We start from the raw sequence: 19,468 nt of genomic DNA on the forward strand, positions 1-19,468 counted from the left end.
GAATCACTCGATGTGATGACATGGCGCGTGCGAGGGCTTTACCCAGGCACTTTCTCCCCCGTATAGGTGCGCTCACACCTGCAGGGTGAGCGCACCCGTGCCAGGAGGGCGCCCCGCGCCCGGGTACGGTGCTCCCCGGGGCGGCGCGCAGCGGAACGGGGGCGGAATGAGGGGGGCGACCCCGGCCGGGGGCCGGGTGACGGAGCCGAAGGTGCTCGGCGCGGGCATCGGCCTGCTGCACCGTCCGCGCCCCGTCGTCCCCGCGTCGTGCACACCGCTCCCCGACCACCCCGGCTCCGGCCCACCTCCCCGTACGGCAGCCGGGAGCCGCGGGGTGACGGCGGCGTACGGCGTGCCGGCGGACCACGATCCGCCGGCGCGGCACGAGGTGTCCGGCCCGACGGCGGCGCGGAGACCCCGCCGCAGGAACTTCCCGGGCGTGAGCGGTCTCCCGCTCGCCGCCGGGGCGGCCGGGCGGAGCGCGCCGGCCCGGTTCCAGGCGCCGGGCTTCCGCGCCGCCGCGGTCACGGCGTTCGGGGCGGTGGCGGTCGGCACGCCGCCTGCGCCGCGCTACGTCACGGCGCCGGTCGAGGCCGCCTTCGACCGCCCCTTCGGCTTCCTCGCGCCGCACCGGCACTCGTGGCCGGTGCCGGCGGCGGGGTGGGTGACGGATCCACTGCCGTTCCCCGAGGACACATACGCGACAACCGGACGAGGAGCGGGCAGCGCCTCGTGGGAGGACGACCAGTGAGCAAGGTGACCGCCGAGACGGTCCGTCGGGTGAACGGGCTGACGGCCCGCTGGGCGCAGGCACTGCCCCAGGGCACCGTCTTCTCCGCGCCCGGGGTCTGGCCCCTGCTGGCCTTCCTGGCCGACGGCGCGAGCGGGCCGGCGCGGACGGAGCTGAGCCAGGCCCTCGGCCTGCCGGCGGACCAGGCGGCGGGCGCGGCACGGGAGTTGCTGGGGGCCCTGGGGGCGGTGTCCGGGCTGGAGGCGGCGCTCGGCCTGTGGACGCACCACGCGCTCGCCCTGCGCGAGGAGTGGCGGGCGGGGCTGCCCGCCGGGACGTGCGGGGTGTTCGGGGACGACCTCGTCACCGCGCAGGAGCGGCTGGACGCCTGGGCGGCCGAGCGGACCGGCGGGCTGGTCGAGCGCATGCCGGTGACGCTGACCCGGGACACACGGCTGGTGCTGGCCGGCGCGCTCGCGCTGCGCACGACCTGGCGGCAGCCCTTCACGGAGCTGCCGCTCCGGCCGGACTCCGGCCCCTGGCAGGGGCGATCGCTGCGCGGGCTGCACCGGCGGAGCGTACGCCCGGACCGGGTGGGCGTGACGGGCACCCCGGACGGCTTCGTCACCGCGCTGACGGTGCCCGGCGACAACGGCGTCGACGTCCATCTGCTGCTCGGCGAGGAGCGCATGACGCCGGGCCAGGTGCTCGCCGCGGGCGTGGGGATCGTGGAGCGGGCGCTGCCGCTCACCGGGGGCGGCTCACTGCCGCTCGGGCACGTGGGGCCGGGTCTGCACGTGGAGCGGCAGCCGGCCGTGGAGCCGGGACCGCCGGTGCTGGACGTGCGGACGGTGGTGTACGAGGTGCGCGCCGACCACGATCTGCTCGCCCTGCCGGACCTCTTCGGCCTGACCTCGGCGTCGGACACCCGGGGCGGCCACTTCCCGGGGGCGAGCACCGCCCGGCTGGCCGTCGGGGAGGCCCGCCAGTCGGCCGTGGCCCAGTTCGGCGCGCTCGGCTTCCGGGCGGCGGCGGTGACGGCGGTCGCCGAGGTGTACGGCGGCGCGCCGCCGCGGTACCGCTGCGAGTCCACGGTCGTCCGGGCCGTCTACGACCGCCCGTTCGGCTTCCTCGCCGTGGACCGCGAGTCCCGGCTGGTGCTGACGGCGGGCTGGGTGACGGATCCGGCGCCGGAGCCCGTGGTCAGCTTCCCGGGCGCTGTTCCTCCAGGACTCTGACGCAGCGCGCGAGCAGATCCTCCAGGGCGTCCCGCTCCGCGTCGGTGAACTCCGCGGCGAGGGCCCGCTCGACGCGTACGGCGGACGCGTCGGCGTCGGCGAGTACGGCACGGCCCTCGTCCGTGAGGCGGGTCTCCAGGACGTTCCTGTGCCACTCGTGCGGGCTGCGGGTGATCAGATCGCGGTCCTGGAGGTTCTTCAGGACCGTGTTCATGGTCGGCGGGGTGACCCCGCACAGCCGGGCCAGGGCCGCCGCGGAGATGCCGGGGTGGGCGGAGAGGTGGAGCAGCGCGGCGTACTGGGCGACGGTCAGGCCCGCGGGCTTCAGGACCGCCGCCTTGGTCGCGCTGAGGGCCTGCTCGGCCCGCTTGAGGTGGGAGCCGAGGCGCTCGGACGCGGGCATGGAGGTCACCTGGCCACATTAATGCCTGGATAGCCATTAATACCCTGGCGATGATTAGAGCTCTAATGTAAGTTCGCAGTCATCATCCAGTGAGCAGCCGAACCGAGAGGCACCGTCGTGTCCCGTTCGATCCACCGCCGTACCTTCCTGACCGGTGCCGCCGCGGCGGCCGTGGCCGTCGCCGCGCCCACCGCGAGCGCGACCACCGGCCCGCGTGTCTCCACCGCCTTCACCCTCCCCGACGAGCGCGCCTACCCCGAGGGCATCGCCCTCGACCCGCGCACGGGTGACGCGTACGTCGGCTCCTTCACGACCGGCGCGATCTACCGCGCCGCCGCCGGCAGCCGCACCGCCGAGGTCTTCCTGCCCGCGGGCGCCGACGGCCGGACCACCGCCAACGGCCTGAAGGCCGACCGGGCGGGCCGGCTGTGGGTCACCGACCACACCACCGGGATCGACGTCTACGACCTGCACGACCGCTCCCTGCTGGCCCGCTTCGAGATACCGGGGGGCGACCAGCGCTTCCTGAACGACCTCGTGATCACCGCTGACGGCACGGCCTACGCCACCGACAGCGTGCGCCCGGTGATCTACCGCGCCACCCCGGCCGACCTGGCCCGCGCCCGCGGCGGCCGCGCGCCGCTGACCGCGCACTTCGACCTCAGCGGCGCCGTACCCGCACACTCGCCGGACGCCTACACCCTCAACGGCATCGTCGCCGGCCCCGCCGGACGCCTGCTGTTCGCCGTCGACATGACCGGCGGCGGCCTGTACCGGGTCGGCGTGACCGACGGCTCCGTACGCCAAGTGACCCTTGAGGGCGGCGACTTGAAGCACGGCGACGGCCTGGAGCTGGCCCACGGCACCCTGTGGGCCGCCCACAACGCGACCAACACGCTCACCCGCTGGCGCCTCTCCCCCGACGGCACCAGGGCCCGCCTGACCCGCAGCCTGACCACCCCCGCCCTGCAGACCCCCACCACCCTGGCCCGCGACCACCACGGCCTCCTCGTCGTCCGCTCCCAGTTCGACAAGGGCGGACCGATGGGCCCGGGGGTGCCCCGGACGCCGTTCACCGTGGCGCGGGTGACGGGGATGTGATCTCAGGACCCGGGGCCTCACCGAGGCGCCCCGCCACACCGAGCTGATCGATGGAGCTCTCGTCTTCAGGCTGTCGCCGCAGCGGTGCTGGCACAGCCGCCTCGTCACCATGCTCACCGTCGCTCTCATGGAGCAGGCGCCCGCCGATGTCCAGGTCGGCCGGGAGATGACCATGAGGCTCGACGAGCGCAATCGTCCGGGGCCGGACCTGCTCCTGACGAAGGCCGACTTCGACGGCGATCGCACCTGGTTCGCCCCGGACGAGGTGCACCTCGTGAGCGAGGTCGTCTCCCCCGAGTCCGCGCACCGCGACCGCACGGTCAAGCTGCGCAAGTACGCGGCGGCCGGCATCCCGCACTACTGGTGCATCGAGGAGGAGAACGGCGCCCCCGTCGTCCACGTCTACGAACTCGACGGACCGACCGGCGTCTACGCGCCCGCCGGTATCTTCCGGGGCGCCCCGAAGCGCCCGGTGCCGTTCGAGATCAGCCTGGACCTCGACCAGCTCCTCCCGGCGCGTAACACCTGAGTCGAGCGCCAGTCACCGGTTCGCTCGCGGGTGGCGCTCGTACACCGTCACCCGCCGGCCGCGGACCTGCTCGTCCGCCACCACGGTGAAGTACTTCTCCAGCACGGCGAGCTTCACGCGGTCCCGCTCTGCCGTCACCGGCCTCGCCACCCCCGTGGCGTCCGTGACCAGCAGGATCCGCCGCTGGGCCAGCATCGCCGTCCGGATCCGGGCCGGAGTCGTCTCCTCACCCTTCAGCGTCCCGGACGCCACCGGGCCCTCCCCCAGCGCGATGTCCCGCAGGCCGGTGAACGCGTCGGGGGACACCAGCGCGGTGTCCCGTCGGGCCGCCGGTACGAAGAGGGTCGCGTCCCCGGTCTCCTTCAGGCGCCGCACGTCGGCCGCCACCGCCAGGACGTCGTCGACGCGGCTCGACGGGGACCGCTTGGCCAGCGACTGCGGGAGCAGCGCCACGAAGGCCACGACGACCGCCACGGGGACGAGCCACGACGACGCCTTCGGGAAGCGTGGTGCGGCCGCCCTTACCGCCGCGCCCAGGGCCGCACCGATCAACAGCGCCAGACCGAGCAGGCTGAACAGGATGTATCGGTCCACGAACAGGGGCTTGGCCAACGAGATGCCGATCAGGGCGAGTTGCGGCACCGCGAGCAGCGGCAGTCCGACGGCCGCCGCCGACAGCCGACCCGCTTCCGGCCGGTCCAGCAGGGCTCCGAGGCCGCCGATGGCCAGCAGGACCGCCGGGCCGATCAGCATGTGCCAGGTCAGCGGCGGTATCCACGTCACCTGGTCGGACTGGCTGCGGCTGAAGAGGATCAACGGCAGGTCGCCTGCCACGGCGGCCACCGCGGCGGCCGTCCAGCGCACCCACACGCCGCGCCCGCTCCGGGTCCACAGGAGTGTCCCGGCGTGCGCGGGCAGGATCAGCAGGGACAGCCAGTTCAGCAGACCGCACGTGAGGACCGTTCCGGCGTACGCCACCCAGCCGATCGCCCGGCCGCGCCCTTCCCGCTGGGTCACCAGCAGCAGTGTCGAGATCCCGGCCCCGGCCGCCACCAGCGCGTACGGGCGGCCCTCCTGGAGATAGAACTGCGCGGAGGGCAGCAGCCCGAGCGCCAGCCCCGCCCCCAGGCCCGCCCATGCCCCGGCGAGCCGGTGGCCCAGGGCGGCCACACAGGCCGCCGCCACCGCCATCGCCAGCACGGAGGGCAGCCGCAGGGTGGTGGTGCTGGGGCCGCACCAGGCGAAGAGTGTGTGCATCAGCAGGTAGTAGAGCCCGTGCACGACGTCGACGTGCGCCAGCATGTGCCAGATGTCGGCCGTGGACCGCCGGGCCACCTGCCAGGTCGCGGCCTCGTCCCGCCACACGCTGTGCTGCCGGGACAGCCCCCACAGGCCGAGGGCGAGGGTCCACAGCATCGCTACGGGCCAGACGGGAAGAGCACGCCGGGGTACGGACGGGGCAGACGTCATCAGGATCCAGGTCTTGGGGGAGGGAGCGGACGGAACGCGGAAGAGAGCGACTGGCCAAGGCGTGGCGGCCGTCGACTTCGGTCGTACAAATACGGCCATGTGGCTGAATCACCCCTACAGGGGAACGGCTACCGGGCGAGGGCCGGTGGCACCGCGTCGAGCACCGTGTCCAGCATGGCGCGAGATGCGCGCAGGGCCTCGATCTCCCTGGTGATCCGCTGTCGCTCGCCGTGGAGTCGGCGGACGAGTTCCGGACACGTGGGGACCAGGCGGTCGCCGGCGTCGGCGACGCAGGGCAGCACCTGAGCGATCACAGAGGTGGAGAGGCCGGCCGTCAGCAGGCTGCGGATACGGCGCACCGTCTCCACGTCCGCCTCGCTGTACTCCCGGTACCCGCTGGGCAGCCGGGTCGGCGCGAGCAGCCCCTGCTGCTCGTAGTAGCGGAGCAGCCGTTCGTGCACGCCCGTCCGCCGGACCATCTCCTTCATCCGCACGAGACGCCGTCCCCCCAGGGCTTGACTCTGACACCGGTGTAGGAGTTTAGCGTCGCGGCCATGAGCGATGACCAGGCCCTTCTCGAAGGGAACCTCGATGTGTACGTACAGGGCAGCGGGCCTGCCCTCCTGCTGGCGCATGGCGCCGGGGGCAGTGTCGAAGGCAACTTCGGGCTGGTCCTCGACGACCTGGCGAAGGACCACACGGTGATCGGTCCGCACTACCCGGGAGCGGGCGGCACACCGGTCGCCACGAAGCCCCTGGACCTCGACGAACTGGCGGACACGCTGGTCGCCTCCGCGGTGGCCCGCGGACACGAGACGTTCACCGTCCTCGGGGAGTCCCTGGGAACCACCGTCGCGGTACGCGCGGCGACCCGCCATCCCGAGCGGGTGACCGGTCTGGTGCTCACGGCCGGGTTCCCGGTGGCCGATCCGGTCCTCGCACATGCCGCCCGCCTCATCACCCTGCTCGGCAGGACCGGCGAGTGGGACGAGGTGGCCCGGCTGGCGTTCCTTGCGTGCCTGTCCGAGAGCCGGCTGAACGGGATGTCACCGGCCGAGGTGGCGGAGGGGGCGGCGCAGGTGAAGGCCTCCATGCCGGCAGGCATGCTCGACCACTTCGACCTGGTCTCCCGGGTGGACGTCCGCCGCGACCTCACCGATGTCACGGCCCCACCCTCGTGTTCGCGCCGACCGGAGACCGTCTGGTGCTTCCCGAGAGCTCGCGCCGCCTCAGCGCGGGAATCCCGGGAGCCACGCTGATCGAACTGCCCGGGGCGGGCCACATCCCCGACCCGGAATCCCGGGCCCTCTGGCTCCGCCATGTACGCCGGTTCCTCGCGTCCCTTGAGACCGCTCGGGGGTGGCGCCGTCGGGGCTGACGGCGATCACGGCGCGCCGCCGAGCCCGGTCAGCCTCGTCTGCTCGGCCGACGGCCGGCGCACGCCGGACCGGACCGGGTCGGCTTCGCGTTCAGTCGCGGCAGTGTTCCAGCAGAGCGGAGATCGGGCTGTCGACGAGTCGATAGCGCACGATCCGGCCGTCCTTCTCGCCCTGGACGATTCCCGCGGTGCGCAGCAGACGCAGGGCCTGGGACACGGCGGTGTCCCGCATCCCGGTGGCGACGGCCAGGTCGGAGACGGCGATGGGGCCCGCCCGGTGGAGGGCGAGCAGCAGGGAGAGGCGTCCGGGATCGGAGAGCAGGGAGAAGCGGTCGGCCCAGGCGCGTACGCGTTCGGGCTCGCCGACGGCGGCGATGGCGTCGCAGACCCGATGACCGTCGATGGTGCGCTGCCCGGCGCGTTCCACAGGGACGAGATGCATCCACTCATCATCGCAGTCACCGCCCGCCTCCTCCATACCTGATCAGTTGTGCAGCCTTGCAGCCAGGACCTGCGGCCTTCTAGGGTGGGCGGGCCGTGGTGTTCGGGAAGACCGGTGACAGTCCCTCAGGGGCTCAGTCCGGAGCGGCCCTCGCCACTGTGATCGGGGAGTTCCCGCCCCATGCGTTGCCACTGGCCTCACGGCCGGGAAGGCAGGGGCGGGCACGGTGACCCGTCAGCCAGGAGACCGGCCACGGCAGCACGAAGCTGATCCACGAGGTGCTGGAGCGTGACCGTATGACCCTGTCCGAAGGCGTGCCCGAAACCGCCGCCGCCCCGTCCTTCCACTGGCGCCGCGAGGACACCGTCCGGACCACCGGCCTCCTGGCCGTGATCGTCGCCCTGCACGTGGTCGCCTTCGGGATCCTCTTCCTGCTCGTGGTGCCGCGGCACTACGAGGTCGGCACCCAGGCGTTCGGGGTCGGCCTCGGCATCACGGCCTACACCCTCGGCATGCGGCACGCCTTCGACGCCGACCACATCGCCGCCATCGACAACACCACCCGGAAGCTGATGGCCGACGGCCAGCGGCCGGTGTCGGTGGGCTTCTGGTTCGCGCTGGGCCACTCCAGCGTGGTGGTCGTCATGGCCGCGCTGGTCGCCGGCGGCGCCAAGCTCGCCGGCACGCTGATGAGCGACAACTCCCGTACCCACCAGGTCCTCGGCACCGTGGGCACCACGGTCTCGGGCGGCTTCCTGTACCTCATCGCCGCCCTCAACCTCGTCGCGTTGGTCGGCATCGCCCGCGTGTTCAAGGCGATGCGCGCCGGACGCTACGACGAGGCCGAGCTGGAAGCCCATCTCGACTCGCGCGGCTTCATGAACCGCATCCTGGGCCGGCTCACCAAGTCCATCCGCCGCCCCGGCCAGATGTTCCCCCTCGGCTTCCTCTTCGGTATCGGCTTCGACACCACCACCGAGGTCCTGCTGCTCGCCCTGGCCGGCAACGGCGCCGCCGCCGGCCTGCCCTGGTACGCGGTCCTGTGCCTGCCCCTTCTCTTCGCCGCCGGCATGAGCCTGTTCGACACGCTCGACGGCACCTTCATGAACTTCGCCTACCAGTGGGCCTTCTCCAACCCGGTGCGGAAGGTCTTCTACAACCTCACCATCACCGGCCTGTCCATCGCGGTGGCCTTCTTCGTCGGCACGATCGAGCTGGTCGGGGTGCTGCACGACAAGCTGGGTCTGAGTGACGACGTCTCCGGCTGGATCGCGGGCCTGGACCTGGACAACGTCGGCTACGTCATCGTCGGCCTGTTCGTGGTGGTCTGGGCCGTGGCCATCGGCTACTGGCGCCTGGCCAAGGTCGAGGAGCGGTGGAACACCCGCACCGCGGAAGGCGGCTGACGGCAGAGGACAGACGACAGGAAGGCTCCCGTGAGGATCTGCCTCGCGGGAGCCTTCCGTTGTGCCGCCTGCCGACGTGAAGGGTGAGAAGACGATCACGGGGCAGGACGCCTGGGGTGTCTACGCCGTCACGGCCTGAGCAGCAGGCTGTCGCCGCGCTCCTTGGCGGCGGCGTAGCGCTTGGCCACGTCCTGCCAGTTGACGACCTGCCACATGGCCTCGATGAAGTCCACCTTCTGGTTCTTGTACTGCAGGTAGAAGGCGTGCTCCCAGGCGTCGAAGACCAGGATCGGGGTCGAGCCCTGACCGACGTTGCCCTGGTGGTCGTAGACCTGCTCCACGATCAGCCGGTCGCTGAGCGGCTCGTACGCCAGCACGCCCCAGCCCGAACCCTGAGTGGTGGCCGCCGCCTTGGACAGCTGCGCCTTGAAGCCGGCGAAGGACCCGAAGGACTCGGTGATCGCGTCCGCCAGGTCGCCGACACCGTCCTGGGCCAGCGGCTCGCCGCCGCCGTCCTTGGGACCGGTCATGTTCTGCCAGTAGATGCTGTGCAGGATGTGGCCGGACAGGTGGAAGGCCAGGTTCTTCTCCAGGCCGTTGATCGAGCCCCACGACTCCTTGTCCCGCGCCTCGGCCAGCTGCTCCAGCGTGTCGTTCGCACCCTTCACGTACGCCGCGTGGTGCTTGTCGTGGTGCAGCTCGATGATCTCCGGGCTGATGACCGGGGCGAGCGCCGAGTAGTCGTACGGAAGTTCCGGGAGCGTGTAAAGCGCCATGTCCAACATCCTCCCACGTTATTGCGAATCATGTGCAGCTGCACGCTAGCAGCAAGAACGGTACCTTGCGATCAGTCGTCGGACCTAGGACCGTCGGTATGCTCGCCGCCATGCCCCGCAGTCCGGACGGACGACACGGATGACTAGGAGCACGGTGTTCGACTACGAGAAGGACGGCGCGGCCATCTACCGCCAGTCCTTTGCCACGATCCGCGCCGAGGCGGACCTCGCGGGCCTGCCCGCCGATGTCAGCCAGGTCGCGGTGCGGATGATCCACGCCTGCGGGATGGTCGACCTCGTACGGGACCTGGCCTACACGCCCGGCGTGTTGGCCCGGGCCCGTGAGGCGCTGCGCGCCGGCGCGCCGATCTTCTGCGATGTGCAGATGGTGGCCAGCGGCGTGACCCGCAAGCGGCTGCCGGCCGACAACGACGTGCTCTGCACGCTCTCCGACCCCTCCGTGCCCGGGCTGGCGGCCAAGCTGGGCACCACGCGCAGCGCGGCCGCGCTGGAGCTGTGGCGCGACCGGCTGGAGGGCGCGGTCGTCGCCGTCGGCAATGCCCCCACCGCGCTCTTCCGGCTGCTGGAGATGATCGAGGAGGGCGCGCCCCGCCCGGCCGCCGTCATCGGCGTGCCCGTGGGGTTCGTCGGTGCCGCCGAGTCCAAGGACGCGCTCGCCGGACACGCCTCCGGCCTTGAGCACATGGTGGTCCGTGGCCGTCGGGGCGGCAGCGCCATCGCGGCGGCGGCCCTCAACGCGATCGCGAGCGAGGAAGAGTGAGACGGTCCGGGCGGTCGAGGTGATCGCCGAGGCGGACGTGGTCGCGTACCACAGCGCCCCGGCACGGCCGGTCGATCGCGCGGTCCGTCGCGGCGAAGCACATCCGCGAAGACCACGTCGAGGGCGGCGCCGCTCCCCCGTGGAGCTGCGCCGCGAGCGGTGCTATTCGGCGGTCTGTTCCACCGGTGCCGGCCGGGCCAGGCCCGCCGTCCACTTCTCCTCGATGCGGCCGGCCTTCCACACCAGCAGGGCGATCGCCCAGGTGGCGAAGAACAGGCCGACGATGACGTAGCCGATGATGTTCAGGTCCAGGCCGGAGACCCAGTCCCAGAACGGGCCGTGCAGGTGGGCCTTCTCGGCGATCAGACCCAGCAGCTCGACCGTGCCGATGATGAGCGCGACGGCGACGGACAGGCCGGTGATGGTGAGGTTGTAGTAGACCTTGCGGACCGGCTTGGAGAAGGCCCAGCCGTAGGCGAAGTTCATGAACGAGCCGTCGATCGTGTCCAGCAGGGACATGCCGGCCGCGAAGAGGACCGGCAGGCAGAGGATCGCGTACCAGGGCAGGCCCGAAGCCGCGCCCGAGCCGGCGAGGACGAGCAGCGCGATCTCGGTCGCCGTGTCGAAGCCGAGGCCGAAGAGGAGGCCGAGGGGGTACATCTGCCACGGCTTGGTGATCGACTTCATCAGGCGGCCGAGGATGCGGTTCATGAAGCCGCGGTTGTTGAGCTGCTCCTCCAGCGCGGCCTCGTCGAAGTGGCCGGAGCGCATCTGCCGGAACACCTTCCAGATGCCGGCCATGATCAGCAGGTTGATGATCGCGATGACGTAGAGGAAGGTCCCGGAGACGGTCGTACCGATCCAGCCGGTGATGCTGTGCAGCTCGGAGTCGTCGTTCTCGACCGGCCCCGCCAGTTCCTTCACGCCGAGGGAGAGCAGGAAGGCCAGTCCGAAGACGATGCTGGAGTGGCCGAGGGAGAACCAGAAGCCGACCGACAGCGGGCGCTGCCCCTCGTTCATCAGCTTCCGGGTGGTGTTGTCGATGGCGGCGATGTGGTCGGCGTCGAAGGCGTGCCGCATGCCGAGGGTGTAGGCGGTGACGCCGATGCCGATGCCGAAGGCCTGGGTGCCGACCTTGTAGTGCTCGGGAGCGACGATCGCCGCCAGCGTGAACCAGCCGACGAGGTGCAGAGCCAGGATGAAGGCGGCCATCCCGCCGACGCTCGCCCATTCCCCGCTGGTCATGGACGTGCGTATGCGGTGCCACGAGATACCGCGGCCGGTGCCTGGGGAGGCAGGGCGGGGAGAAGCGGGATCCGGAGCGGTTGTCATGGGGACGCGGGCCTTACTGTGTGGCGAACGGCTGTTTTCAGACGCGCCTTCCAGGTTTCTGCCAACAGGTTGCAACAACAACCCTGCCGCAGCAAAGCCCCGGCCAGGATTCAGTCATCGACTCGGAAACCATCCAGGTCAAGGCGCTCGCCGAGCCACTGGACCGCCTGCCCGGGATCGTCCACCACGCACACCCCTTCGGGCACCGGGGGCCGGCGGACGACGACCACGGGCAGCCCGGCCTCCCTGGCCGCCGTGAGCTTCGGAGCGGTGGCGGCTCCCCCGCTGTCCTTCGTCACGACCACGTCGACGCGGTGGCGGCGCAACACCCCGCGCTCCCCGTCGAGGGTGAAGGGGCCCCGGTCGATCAGCACCTCCGTGTGGAGCGGGTGCGGTGGCTCGGGCGCGTCCACGGAGCGTACGAGGAACCACAGGTCGTCCAGGTGCGCGAAGGCGGCCAAGCCCATGCGCCCGGTGGTCAGGAACACGCGCCGCCCCAGCGCGGGCAGCAGGTCCGCGGCCTCCTCCAGCGAGCCGGCCTCGTGCCAGACGTCTCCCTCGCCGGGGACCCAGCCGGGCCGGCGCAGGGCGAGCAGGGGAACATGGGCGGTGGCGGCGGCCGCGGCCGCGTTGAGGCTGATCGTTCCGGCGAAGGGGTGGGTGGCGTCGATGAGCGCGTCCACGTCGTGCGCGACCAGCCACTCCGCCAGGCCCTCGGCGCCGCCGAAGCCGCCGACGCGCACCTCGCCCGGCGGCAGCCGGGGGGCGGCCACCCGCCCGGCCAGGGACGACGTGACCTTCACGTCCGGGGCATCGGCGGCCAGGGTCTCGGCGAGGCGGCGGGCCTCGGTCGTCCCGCCGAGGATCAGCACGTGCACGACGACTCCGTCCCGTCCATCCAGGTTCCGTTTCCAGCAGTGAATTCGAGCAGTGATCCAGCAGTGATTTCGAGCAGTGAGGCATGAGCAGCAGCGAGGCGAAGGGCGGCCGCAGCGCCCAACTGAAGCACACCGGCCTGCGCCCCGGCTGGACCACCGGCGCCTGCGCGACCGGCGCGGCCACCGCCGCGTACACCGCGCTGCTGACCGGCGACTTCCCCGACCCGGTGACGATCACCCTGCCCAGGGGCCAGACACCGGCGTTCGCGCTCGCCGCGGAGGAGCTGACCGGCTCCTACGCCATGGCGGGCATCGTGAAGGACGCGGGCGACGACCCGGACGTCACGCACGGCGCGGTGGTGCGCGCCACTGTGCGACGGCTCCCGGCCGGTTCGGGCGTCGTCTTCAGGGCGGGGCCAGGGGTCGGTACCGTCACCCGCCCCGGACTGCCGCTGCCGGTCGGTGAACCGGCCGTCAACCCCGTGCCCCGGCAGATGATGCGGGACCACATCGCGGCGGTGGCCCGGCACCACGGCGACGGGGGCGACGTGGAGATCACGGTCTCCGTCGACAACGGCGAGGAGATCGCCCGCTCCACCTGGAACCCGCGCCTCGGCATCCTCGGCGGTCTGTCCATCCTGGGCACGACCGGGATCGTGGTGCCGTACTCCTGCTCGGCGTGGATCGACTCCATCCGCCGCGGGGTCGACGTGGCCCGGGCGGCCGGACGCACCCACGTGGCGGGCTGCACGGGCTCCACCTCGGAGAAGACCGTGACCGCCGTGCACAGGCTGCCGGAGGACGCCCTGCTCGACATGGGCGATTTCGCCGGCGCGGTCCTGAAGTACATACGCCGGCACCCCGTCGACCGCCTCACCCTCTGCGGCGGCTTCGCCAAGCTGTCGAAACTGGCGGCCGGCCACCTGGACCTGCACTCCGCCCGCTCCCAGGTCGACAACGGCTTCCTCGCCGAGTTGGCCCGGCGGGGCGGCGCGGACGAGGCAGTGGCCGATGAGGTCGCGAACGCCAACACCGGTCTGGCCGCCCTCCGGCTGTGCACGGCGGCCGGAGTCCCGCTGGGTGACCTGGTCGCGGTGGCCGCCCGCGACGAGGCACTGGCCGTGCTGCGGGGCGCGCCCGTCGCGGTCGACGTGATCTGCATCGACCGGGCGGGCACGATCGTGGGACGCAGCACGGTCCGCTAGCCGCCGAGGGCGAACCGCAGCTCGGGCCGCTCCCGGGTCACTTGCGGCGGTTTGGGGCCCCCTTTTCGCCCCGAGTCGCCGGGTGCGCGCGCCGGCGCAGGCCCCTACCCGGGGACCGACCAGGACGAGCTCTGGTCGGTTTGGGCGAAGTGGCTGGGCCTGCCGCCCTGCTGGACCACGCGGCCCAGCCGGGCCGCCCTGGCCCGGGGCATGAGGGTCCAGGTGCCGTCGGAGCGGTGCAGGGCGGCGGAGTGCCAGGGCGTGGTCCACGCGTCCGGGGCGTCGAGGAGGCGGATGCCGAACTTCGGGGCGCCGATGGGCTGGGGGTGGATGGAGAGGCGTACGGCGCGGGGGTGGTGTTCGGCGATCAGGGTGCCCCAGGCGCGGCTGCGTTGTATGACGCCGTAGGCGCGTTGCCGGCACGACCGCTGGAGGGCGGAGCGGGTGCCGGTCCAGTCGGCGGTGTCCTCGACGAGGAACCGGGTGATGCCCCGGTAGAGGGCGAGGGACTGGTCGTCGACGCGGGTCTCGGCGCGGAGGGCCGCCAGTGTGGGGGCGTAGCGCTCGTGTATGCGGGTGCGTTTGGTGTCGTGCGGGAGATCGCCGAGGACGTCGCGCAGGTCGAAGACGGACAGTCTGTGCAGGCCCATCCGACCTATCTGCACGCGTAGGTCGTCGGCGTAGGCGTCGATGTGGTCGTCGGGGACACCGATGAGGTCGCCGAAGACGTGGCCGTCGGAGCAGATGATCACGTGGGCACCTGGCGGGTAGATCCGCTCGATGTCGGTGCACAGGGTGTTCAGGAAGGTCAGGGAGAGGCGTTCGCCCTGGTCGGGGAGGTGGCCGAGGACCTTGGCGGGGTTGGGTGACTTGCAGGGGAAGCCGGGCAGGGTGAAGAGCACGGGCGAGCCGTCGCGTACGAAGGCGGAGATGCGGCCCAGCTGATGCGGGAACGCTTCCGCGGGAGCGGGGACGCGGTCGGTCGTGCGGTGGTGGGGCAGGAGCAGGTTCAGGATCCGGCTGCCGGTACGGGTGGTGAGGGTGTCCCGTGCGGTCGTCAGTGGCATGTCGTTCCTCCTGGGGTACGCGGGTGTGCGCGGGCACGTCGACATGGCGCCGTGGCGGGCGGGGAAGCCAGGCGCCTGGGGTCGGTGGGCGTGGGTCAGCCGGGGCCGGGTCGGCTGATGCGGCCTGACCCGGTCAGCGGTACCCGGGTGTCAGAGGCGGCGGTCGTAGCCGACGGGGAGGTGGTTGGTGCCGCGGCCGAGGACGGCCGGGATCCACTCGATGTCCTCGTCTCCGACGGCCAGACGGAGGCCGGGCAGGCGGGCGAGCAGGGTGCCGAGGGCGATCTGGAGTTCGGCGCGGGCCAGGGCGGCGCCGGGGCAGAAGTGGATGCCGTGGCCGAAGGCGAGGTGCGGGTTGGGCGAGCGGTCGAAGTCCAGGGTGTCCGGGGCGGGGAAGCGGCGCGGGTCGCGGTTGGCCGCGCACAGGGAGACGATCACCGAGTCCCCGCCGGGCACGCGCGTGCCGTGCAGGTCGCTGTCCTTGTCGAAGAAGCGCCAGGTGGTGAGCTCGAAGGCGCTGTCGTAGCGGAGGAGTTCCTCGACGGCGCGGGGCAGCAGGTCCGGGTTGTCGCGCAGGCGGGTGAGCTGGTCCGGGTTGCGGAACAGGGCGATCAGGGCGGTGGTGATCTGGTTGGTGACCGGCTCCTGGCCCGCGACGAGGAGCTGGAAGATCATCGAGTCCAGTTCCTCCTGGGACAGTTCGCGGCGGTCGCGGGCCACGACGAGGCGGCTGAGCAGGTCGTCGTCCCAGTGTTCACGCTTGTGGTCCACGACGTCGGCGATGTAGCTCTGCAGGCCGTGCAGGCGGGCCTCGTAGAGGGGGCGTCCGGGGTCGGTGGGTCCGACGGGCTGGACGACCTTGCCCCAGTCGCGGTCGAAGCGGGCCGCGAGTTCCCGCGGGAGGCCGATGACCTCGGCGAGGACCTGGAAGGGGAAGTGGGCGGCGAAGCCCGTGACGAGGTCCGCGGGGCCGTGCTCCGGCAGGGCGTCGACGAGGGTGTCGGCCAGTTCCCGGAAGCGCGGGCGGAGCCGGTCCATGCGGCGCGGGGCGAAGGCGTCCGTCACGAAGCGGCGCATCCGGGTGTGCTGGGGCGGGTCCTGGTGGAGGAGGTGCACCTGGAGCTGGGAGTGCTGCGGCTCGGGCATGATCGAGGCGCGGGCGCGCCAGCGGTCGTTGCCGCGGTCGTGGTTCTTGCCGAGGCGGTCGTCGTTCAGCGCGGCGTGGGCGGCGTCGTAGCCGGTGACGAGCCAGGCCTGGACGCCGCTGGGGAAGAGGACCCGGTGGACGGGGCCGGCCTCGCGCATCTGCTCGTACAGGGGGTAGGGGTTGCTCTTGTACGGGCAGCCCATCAGCGGCACCGGGTCGGACGAGGTGTCCGGACCGGTGACTGGCTGCTGTTCCTGGAGGGTCATGGGGAGGCTCCTCAGAGGGCGAGTTCGGGCCGGTAGTGGTCCAGCCAGAGGGAGAGGTCGACGACGCGTTCGAGGCGCAGGCGCTGTCCCCACTCCAGTCGGTCGGGCGGGGTGTCGAGGCAGGGCTTGACGCGGGTCTCGTCGGCCAGGGCGCGGACCTGTTCGGTGGCGAGCGCGTCGCGGGCCATGTTCTGCAGGCCGCGGTTGTAGTCGGGGTGGTGGGTGGCCGGGTAGTGGTTCTTGGGGCGGTGCAGCACCGAGTCCGGGGCGAGGCCGGCGCCCATCGCGCGCAGCAGGCTCTTCTCCCGTCCGTCGAAGCTCTTCAGCGCCCAGGGGGTGGCGAAGGCGTACTCGACGAGCCGGTGGTCGCAGTACGGGACGCGGACCTCCAGCCCCTGGGCCATGCTGAGGCGGTCCTTGCGGTGCAGGAGCTGGCGCAGCCAGCGGGTCAGGGACAGGTGCTGCATCTCCCGCTGGCGGTGTTCGGCGGGGCTCTCGCCGTCCGTGTGCGGTACGGCGGCCAGGGCGCTGCGGTAGGTGTCGTCGCGGAACTCGGCGATCCGCAGGCCGAGTTCGGGGTTCAGGGGCATGGCGGCCTCGTCGCCCGTCACCAGCAGCCACGGGAAGGTCTCCGCGGCGAGCGCCTTCGGGTTGTGGAACCAGGGGTATCCGCCGAAGACCTCGTCGGCCGCCTCACCGGAGAGGGCGACGGTGGAGTGCTTGCGGATCTCGCCGAACAGCAGGTACAGCGAGGTGTCCATGTCGCCGACACCGATGGGTGAGTCGCGGGCCACGACGACGGCCTTGCGGTGCTCGGGGTCGAGCAGGGCGTGCGGGTCGAGGACGACGGTGCTGTGGTCGGTGCCGATGAAGGCGCCGGCCTCGGTGGCGTAGGGCGTGTCGTGGCCGGTGCGCAGGACGTCGCCGGTGAACTGTTCCGCCTGGTCGCTGTAGTCGACGGCGTAGGAGCGGATGCGGGCGTCCGGGCCCTCGCGCAGGCGGAGTTCGTCGGCCAGCAGGGCGGTCAGGACGGTGGAGTCGATACCGCCGGAGAGCAGGCTGCACAGCGGGACGTCCGCTTCGAGCTGACGGCGCGCCGCGCCACCGACCAGGGCGCGGATCCGCTCGACGGCCGCGTCCCGGTCGTCGGTGTGGCCGGTGGCCGCCAGCTGCCAGTAGCGGCGTTCGCGGATGCCGCCCCGGTCCAGGACGAGCACGCCGCCCGGCTCGACCTCCCTGACTCCGCACCACACGGTCGGGCCGGTGTTGAACAGCAGGCTGTACGCCTCCCGCAGGCCGTCCGCGTCGACCCGGGGCCGTATCTCCGGGTGGGCGAACAGGGCCTTGGGCTCGGAGGCGAAGGCGAGGCCGCCGTCGACAGCGGCCCAGAACAGGGGCTTCACCCCGAGCCGGTCGCGGACCAGCACCAGCCGCTGGGCGCGCTCGTCCCAGACCGCGAACGCGAACATGCCCTCCAGGTGGTCGGCGACGTCCTCACCCCACTCCGCGTAGGCCCGCAGCACCACCTCGGTGTCACTGCGCGTGCGGAACACATGGCCCCGGCCGCGCAGTTCGGCGCGCAGTTCGTGGTGGTTGTAGACCTCGCCGCTGTAGCTGAGCACGATGGCCGGCTCGCCGGGCCGGTCGGTCATCGGCTGTACGCCGCCTTCGAGGTCGATGACGGCCAGGCGCCGGTGGCCGATCGCGGCCCGCTCGCCGAGCCGGACGCCTCCGGCGTCGGGGCCGCGCGGGGTGAGGGCGGCGGTCATGGCCTCGATGACCGGGGCCTGGGTACGGGCGTCGCTGTGGAAGGACACCCAGCCGGTGATTCCGCACATGGGGACGACTCCTCGGTCAGGGGTGGTGGGCGGCGGGAGCCGCGTCGGTGGACGTCTCGCGCACGAGCGCCGGCCCGCGCCCTCGCAGCGCGAGCAGGGGTACGGCGATGCAGGCGGCGCCCGCCGCCAGGACCAGCCCGGCCGTCACGCCGTCATCGCCTCCGGCCAGGCCCCAGGCGGCGGTGGCCAGGGCGGGGCCGAGGGTGAAGCCGAGGCTGCGGGCCAGCTGTACGGACGAGCCCACGGTCGCCGTGCGGTCCGGTGGGGCGGCACCCATGACGAGGGCCTGGGTGGGGCCGCCGTTCAGACCCATGCCGAGGCCCGCCAGCGCCAGCCGCCAGGCCACGTCCACCGGCGGCCAGCCATCCCCCAGCGGAACGAGGAGGACCAGACCGGCGGCGGTGAGGGCGGCCCCGGCGACCGCCACCGGACGGGCCCCCCACCGGTCGGCGAGGCGGCCACCGGCCGGCCCGGCCAGCCCCATGCCGAGCGGGAAGGCGAGCACGGTCAGCCCGGTCGTGGTGGCGCTGACGCCGTCGTCGCGCTGGAGGTGCAGGGCGACGACGTAGTGCATGGCGGCGAAACCGGCCGCCAGCGCCAGCACCGCCGTATGGGCCCGGACCAGCCCGGTCGCCCGCAGTACGCCGAGCACCGGGCGGCCGCCCGGTCCCCGCAGCCACCACCACAACGGCGGTACGGCGGCGAGCGCGAGCACCAGCCACACCGGGCTTCCCGGCGCCAGGGTCAGGGCCAGCAGCAGGGCGGCCACCCCGGCACCCACCAGCAGCGCATCCGCCGCCGACCGCCGGTCGGGCAGCCGCAGGCCGCCGTCCCCCGGCAGCGCCCGCCACGCCACGACCAGGGCCAGCAGGCAGAACGGGATCTTGACCAGGAACACGGCACGCCAGCCCAGGTGGTCCAGCAGCAGTCCGCCCACCGCCGGACCGGTGACCGCGCCCAGCGGCCCCAGCGTCGCGGGCACGCTCATGGCCCGCCCGCGCAGTTCCGGCCGTACCGAGCGCAGGGCGAGAACCGGCATCAGAACGAAGAGCACGGCCCCGAGCGCGCCCTGCGCGAGGCGGGCGGCGATCAGCCAGGACGCCCAGGGGGCGGCGGCCGCCAGCGCGCTGCACAGACCGAAGCCCGCGGTCGCGGCCAGCAGGGCGGAGCGCGTCCCGACCCCGTCCAGCCACCGGCCGACGGGCAGCAGCAGGGCGGCCACCGGGAGTTGATATCCCAGGACCGCCCACTGGGCGGTCGCGGCGGAGACGTGCAGACCGTCGGCGATGTCCGCCAGGGCCACGTTGACGATGTTCATGTCCAGCATCGCCACGAACGACAGCAGACCGGCCACCGCGACGAGCAGCCAGCGGTCCTCGCCGCCGCCGGGTATGTGGCCGGGCTGTTGAGAACCGGGACTGTGGCCTGTCACCGTTGCCGCCCCTCACGGTCGTGGACGGGCTGCCGGACGGCAGCCTCGT

At 72.5% G+C, this 19,468-nt stretch carries 18 protein-coding genes, 1 pseudogene and 1 riboswitch; of the genes and pseudogenes, 8 read left to right on the forward strand and 11 right to left on the reverse strand.

The genetic code is table 11. The annotated features are described in order from the left end of the window. Positions 1–166 precede the first annotated feature (166 nt). Both ABT171_RS01295 and ABT171_RS01300 read left to right on the forward strand, forming a co-directional pair. Positions 167–751 carry a hypothetical protein gene (locus tag ABT171_RS01295; protein ID WP_351238462.1) on the forward strand — a complete coding sequence of 195 codons (585 nt, stop codon included), beginning with the start codon at positions 167–169 and terminating at the stop codon, positions 749–751. Further along, on the forward strand, positions 748–1,968 hold the full coding sequence (locus tag ABT171_RS01300; RefSeq protein ID WP_351238464.1) for a serpin family protein: 1,221 nt from the start codon (positions 748–750) through the stop codon (positions 1,966–1,968). Before ABT171_RS01295 ends, ABT171_RS01300 begins: the two co-directional genes overlap by 4 nt. On the opposite strand, the gene ABT171_RS01305 is transcribed toward ABT171_RS01300, so the two are convergent. Further along, positions 1,934–2,371: a MarR family winged helix-turn-helix transcriptional regulator gene (locus ABT171_RS01305; protein ID WP_351238466.1), complete on the reverse strand. Its 438-nt coding sequence runs from the start codon at positions 2,369–2,371 to the stop codon at positions 1,934–1,936. The genes ABT171_RS01300 and ABT171_RS01305 overlap by 35 nt on opposite strands. Positions 2,372–2,488: 117 nt before the next feature. On the opposite strand from ABT171_RS01305, the gene ABT171_RS01310 reads away from it, so the two are divergent. After that, positions 2,489–3,472: an SMP-30/gluconolactonase/LRE family protein gene (locus ABT171_RS01310; protein ID WP_351238468.1), complete on the forward strand. Its 984-nt coding sequence runs from the start codon at positions 2,489–2,491 to the stop codon at positions 3,470–3,472. 16 nt (positions 3,473–3,488) lie between these two features. Then, a pseudogene (locus ABT171_RS01315) lies at positions 3,489–4,001 on the forward strand (Uma2 family endonuclease); the annotation flags it as partial. Between the two features lie 12 nt (positions 4,002–4,013). Here ABT171_RS01315 and ABT171_RS01320 read toward each other — a convergent pair. Together ABT171_RS01320 and ABT171_RS01325 are read right to left on the reverse strand one after the other, a co-directional pair. Next, on the reverse strand, positions 4,014–5,417 hold the full coding sequence (locus ABT171_RS01320) for a glycosyltransferase family protein (protein WP_351238470.1): 1,404 nt from the start codon (positions 5,415–5,417) through the stop codon (positions 4,014–4,016). Positions 5,418–5,599: 182 nt separating this feature from the next. Then, positions 5,600–5,965 (reverse strand): MerR family transcriptional regulator, encoded by a 366-nt coding sequence (locus ABT171_RS01325; RefSeq protein WP_351238472.1) that lies wholly within the window; start codon positions 5,963–5,965, stop codon positions 5,600–5,602. A gap of 60 nt (positions 5,966–6,025) precedes the next feature. Between ABT171_RS01325 and ABT171_RS01330 the strand changes: the two genes are divergently transcribed. Then, positions 6,026–6,730 carry an alpha/beta fold hydrolase gene (locus ABT171_RS01330; protein WP_351238474.1) on the forward strand — a complete coding sequence of 235 codons (705 nt, stop codon included), beginning with the start codon at positions 6,026–6,028 and terminating at the stop codon, positions 6,728–6,730. 210 nt (positions 6,731–6,940) lie between these two features. Here the strand turns inward: ABT171_RS01330 and ABT171_RS01335 are convergent, their stop codons facing one another. Next, positions 6,941–7,291 (reverse strand): ArsR/SmtB family transcription factor, encoded by a 351-nt coding sequence (locus ABT171_RS01335; RefSeq protein ID WP_351238476.1) that lies wholly within the window; start codon positions 7,289–7,291, stop codon positions 6,941–6,943. A 79-nt stretch (positions 7,292–7,370) separates the two neighbouring features. Then, positions 7,371–7,560, forward strand: a riboswitch (cobalamin riboswitch). 27 nt (positions 7,561–7,587) lie between these two features. On the opposite strand from ABT171_RS01335, the gene nicT (ABT171_RS01340) reads away from it, so the two are divergent. After that, positions 7,588–8,697, forward strand: coding sequence for a Nickel transporter NicT (gene nicT / locus ABT171_RS01340; protein WP_351238478.1), 1,110 nt, complete (start codon positions 7,588–7,590; stop codon positions 8,695–8,697). 128 nt (positions 8,698–8,825) lie between these two features. Here nicT (ABT171_RS01340) and ABT171_RS01345 read toward each other — a convergent pair whose 3' ends face one another. Next, positions 8,826–9,473: a superoxide dismutase gene (locus tag ABT171_RS01345; protein ID WP_351238480.1), complete on the reverse strand. Its 648-nt coding sequence runs from the start codon at positions 9,471–9,473 to the stop codon at positions 8,826–8,828. Between the two features lie 139 nt (positions 9,474–9,612). On the opposite strand from ABT171_RS01345, the gene ABT171_RS01350 reads away from it, so the two are divergent. After that, positions 9,613–10,254 (forward strand): precorrin-8X methylmutase, encoded by a 642-nt coding sequence (locus tag ABT171_RS01350; protein WP_351238482.1) that lies wholly within the window; start codon positions 9,613–9,615, stop codon positions 10,252–10,254. A 162-nt stretch (positions 10,255–10,416) separates the two neighbouring features. Here ABT171_RS01350 and nicT (ABT171_RS01355) read toward each other — a convergent pair whose 3' ends face one another. Both nicT (ABT171_RS01355) and ABT171_RS01360 read right to left on the reverse strand, forming a co-directional pair. Then, positions 10,417–11,586 (reverse strand): Nickel transporter NicT, encoded by a 1,170-nt coding sequence (nicT, locus tag ABT171_RS01355; protein ID WP_503072614.1) that lies wholly within the window; start codon positions 11,584–11,586, stop codon positions 10,417–10,419. A 110-nt stretch (positions 11,587–11,696) separates the two neighbouring features. Further along, entirely contained in the window at positions 11,697–12,464 is a 768-nt protein-coding gene (locus ABT171_RS01360) for a cobalt-precorrin-6A reductase (RefSeq protein ID WP_351238486.1), read from the reverse strand. An 83-nt stretch (positions 12,465–12,547) separates the two neighbouring features. Between ABT171_RS01360 and ABT171_RS01365 the strand changes: the two genes are divergently transcribed. Beyond that, positions 12,548–13,669 (forward strand): cobalt-precorrin-5B (C(1))-methyltransferase, encoded by a 1,122-nt coding sequence (locus ABT171_RS01365; protein WP_351238488.1) that lies wholly within the window; start codon positions 12,548–12,550, stop codon positions 13,667–13,669. A gap of 104 nt (positions 13,670–13,773) precedes the next feature. Here the strand turns inward: ABT171_RS01365 and ABT171_RS01370 are convergent, their stop codons facing one another. From ABT171_RS01370 to ABT171_RS01385, 4 genes are all read right to left on the reverse strand, one after another. Further along, a complete protein-coding gene (locus ABT171_RS01370; RefSeq protein ID WP_351238490.1) occupies positions 13,774–14,736 on the reverse strand; it encodes an L-tyrosine/L-tryptophan isonitrile synthase family protein in 963 nt (320 codons plus the stop codon). 150 nt (positions 14,737–14,886) lie between these two features. Then, positions 14,887–16,149, reverse strand: coding sequence for a cytochrome P450 family protein (locus ABT171_RS01375; protein WP_351238492.1), 1,263 nt, complete (start codon positions 16,147–16,149; stop codon positions 14,887–14,889). An 11-nt stretch (positions 16,150–16,160) separates the two neighbouring features. Beyond that, positions 16,161–17,987 (reverse strand): asparagine synthase (glutamine-hydrolyzing), encoded by a 1,827-nt coding sequence (gene asnB / locus ABT171_RS01380; protein ID WP_351238494.1) that lies wholly within the window; start codon positions 17,985–17,987, stop codon positions 16,161–16,163. A 16-nt stretch (positions 17,988–18,003) separates the two neighbouring features. Next, entirely contained in the window at positions 18,004–19,419 is a 1,416-nt protein-coding gene (locus ABT171_RS01385; protein WP_351238496.1) for an MFS transporter, read from the reverse strand. Positions 19,420–19,468: the final 49 nt, after the last annotated feature.

The organism is Streptomyces sp. NPDC001851 (assembly GCF_040297165.1).
Classification (GTDB): domain Bacteria; phylum Actinomycetota; class Actinomycetes; order Streptomycetales; family Streptomycetaceae; genus Streptomyces.

Excerpts from the sequence above, each read along its gene's own strand:
- ABT171_RS01295 (WP_351238462.1), top strand. The coding sequence starts at position 167 with ATGAGGGGGGCGACCCCGGCCGGGGGCCGGGTGACGGAGCCGAAGGTG.
- ABT171_RS01305 (WP_351238466.1), bottom strand. The coding sequence starts at position 2,371 with ATGCCCGCGTCCGAGCGCCTCGGCTCCCACCTCAAGCGGGCCGAGCAG.
- ABT171_RS01320 (WP_351238470.1), bottom strand. The coding sequence starts at position 5,417 with ATGCTGTGGACCCTCGCCCTCGGCCTGTGGGGGCTGTCCCGGCAGCAC.
- ABT171_RS01330 (WP_351238474.1), top strand. The coding sequence starts at position 6,026 with ATGAGCGATGACCAGGCCCTTCTCGAAGGGAACCTCGATGTGTACGTA.
- ABT171_RS01335 (WP_351238476.1), bottom strand. The coding sequence starts at position 7,291 with ATGCATCTCGTCCCTGTGGAACGCGCCGGGCAGCGCACCATCGACGGT.
- nicT (WP_351238478.1), top strand. The coding sequence starts at position 7,588 with ATGACCCTGTCCGAAGGCGTGCCCGAAACCGCCGCCGCCCCGTCCTTC.
- ABT171_RS01345 (WP_351238480.1), bottom strand. The coding sequence starts at position 9,473 with ATGGCGCTTTACACGCTCCCGGAACTTCCGTACGACTACTCGGCGCTC.
- ABT171_RS01350 (WP_351238482.1), top strand. The coding sequence starts at position 9,613 with ATGACTAGGAGCACGGTGTTCGACTACGAGAAGGACGGCGCGGCCATC.
- nicT (WP_503072614.1), bottom strand. The coding sequence starts at position 11,586 with ATGACAACCGCTCCGGATCCCGCTTCTCCCCGCCCTGCCTCCCCAGGC.
- ABT171_RS01365 (WP_351238488.1), top strand. The coding sequence starts at position 12,548 with ATGAGCAGCAGCGAGGCGAAGGGCGGCCGCAGCGCCCAACTGAAGCAC.
- ABT171_RS01370 (WP_351238490.1), bottom strand. The coding sequence starts at position 14,736 with ATGCCACTGACGACCGCACGGGACACCCTCACCACCCGTACCGGCAGC.
- ABT171_RS01375 (WP_351238492.1), bottom strand. The coding sequence starts at position 16,149 with ATGACCCTCCAGGAACAGCAGCCAGTCACCGGTCCGGACACCTCGTCC.
- asnB (WP_351238494.1), bottom strand. The coding sequence starts at position 17,987 with ATGTGCGGAATCACCGGCTGGGTGTCCTTCCACAGCGACGCCCGTACC.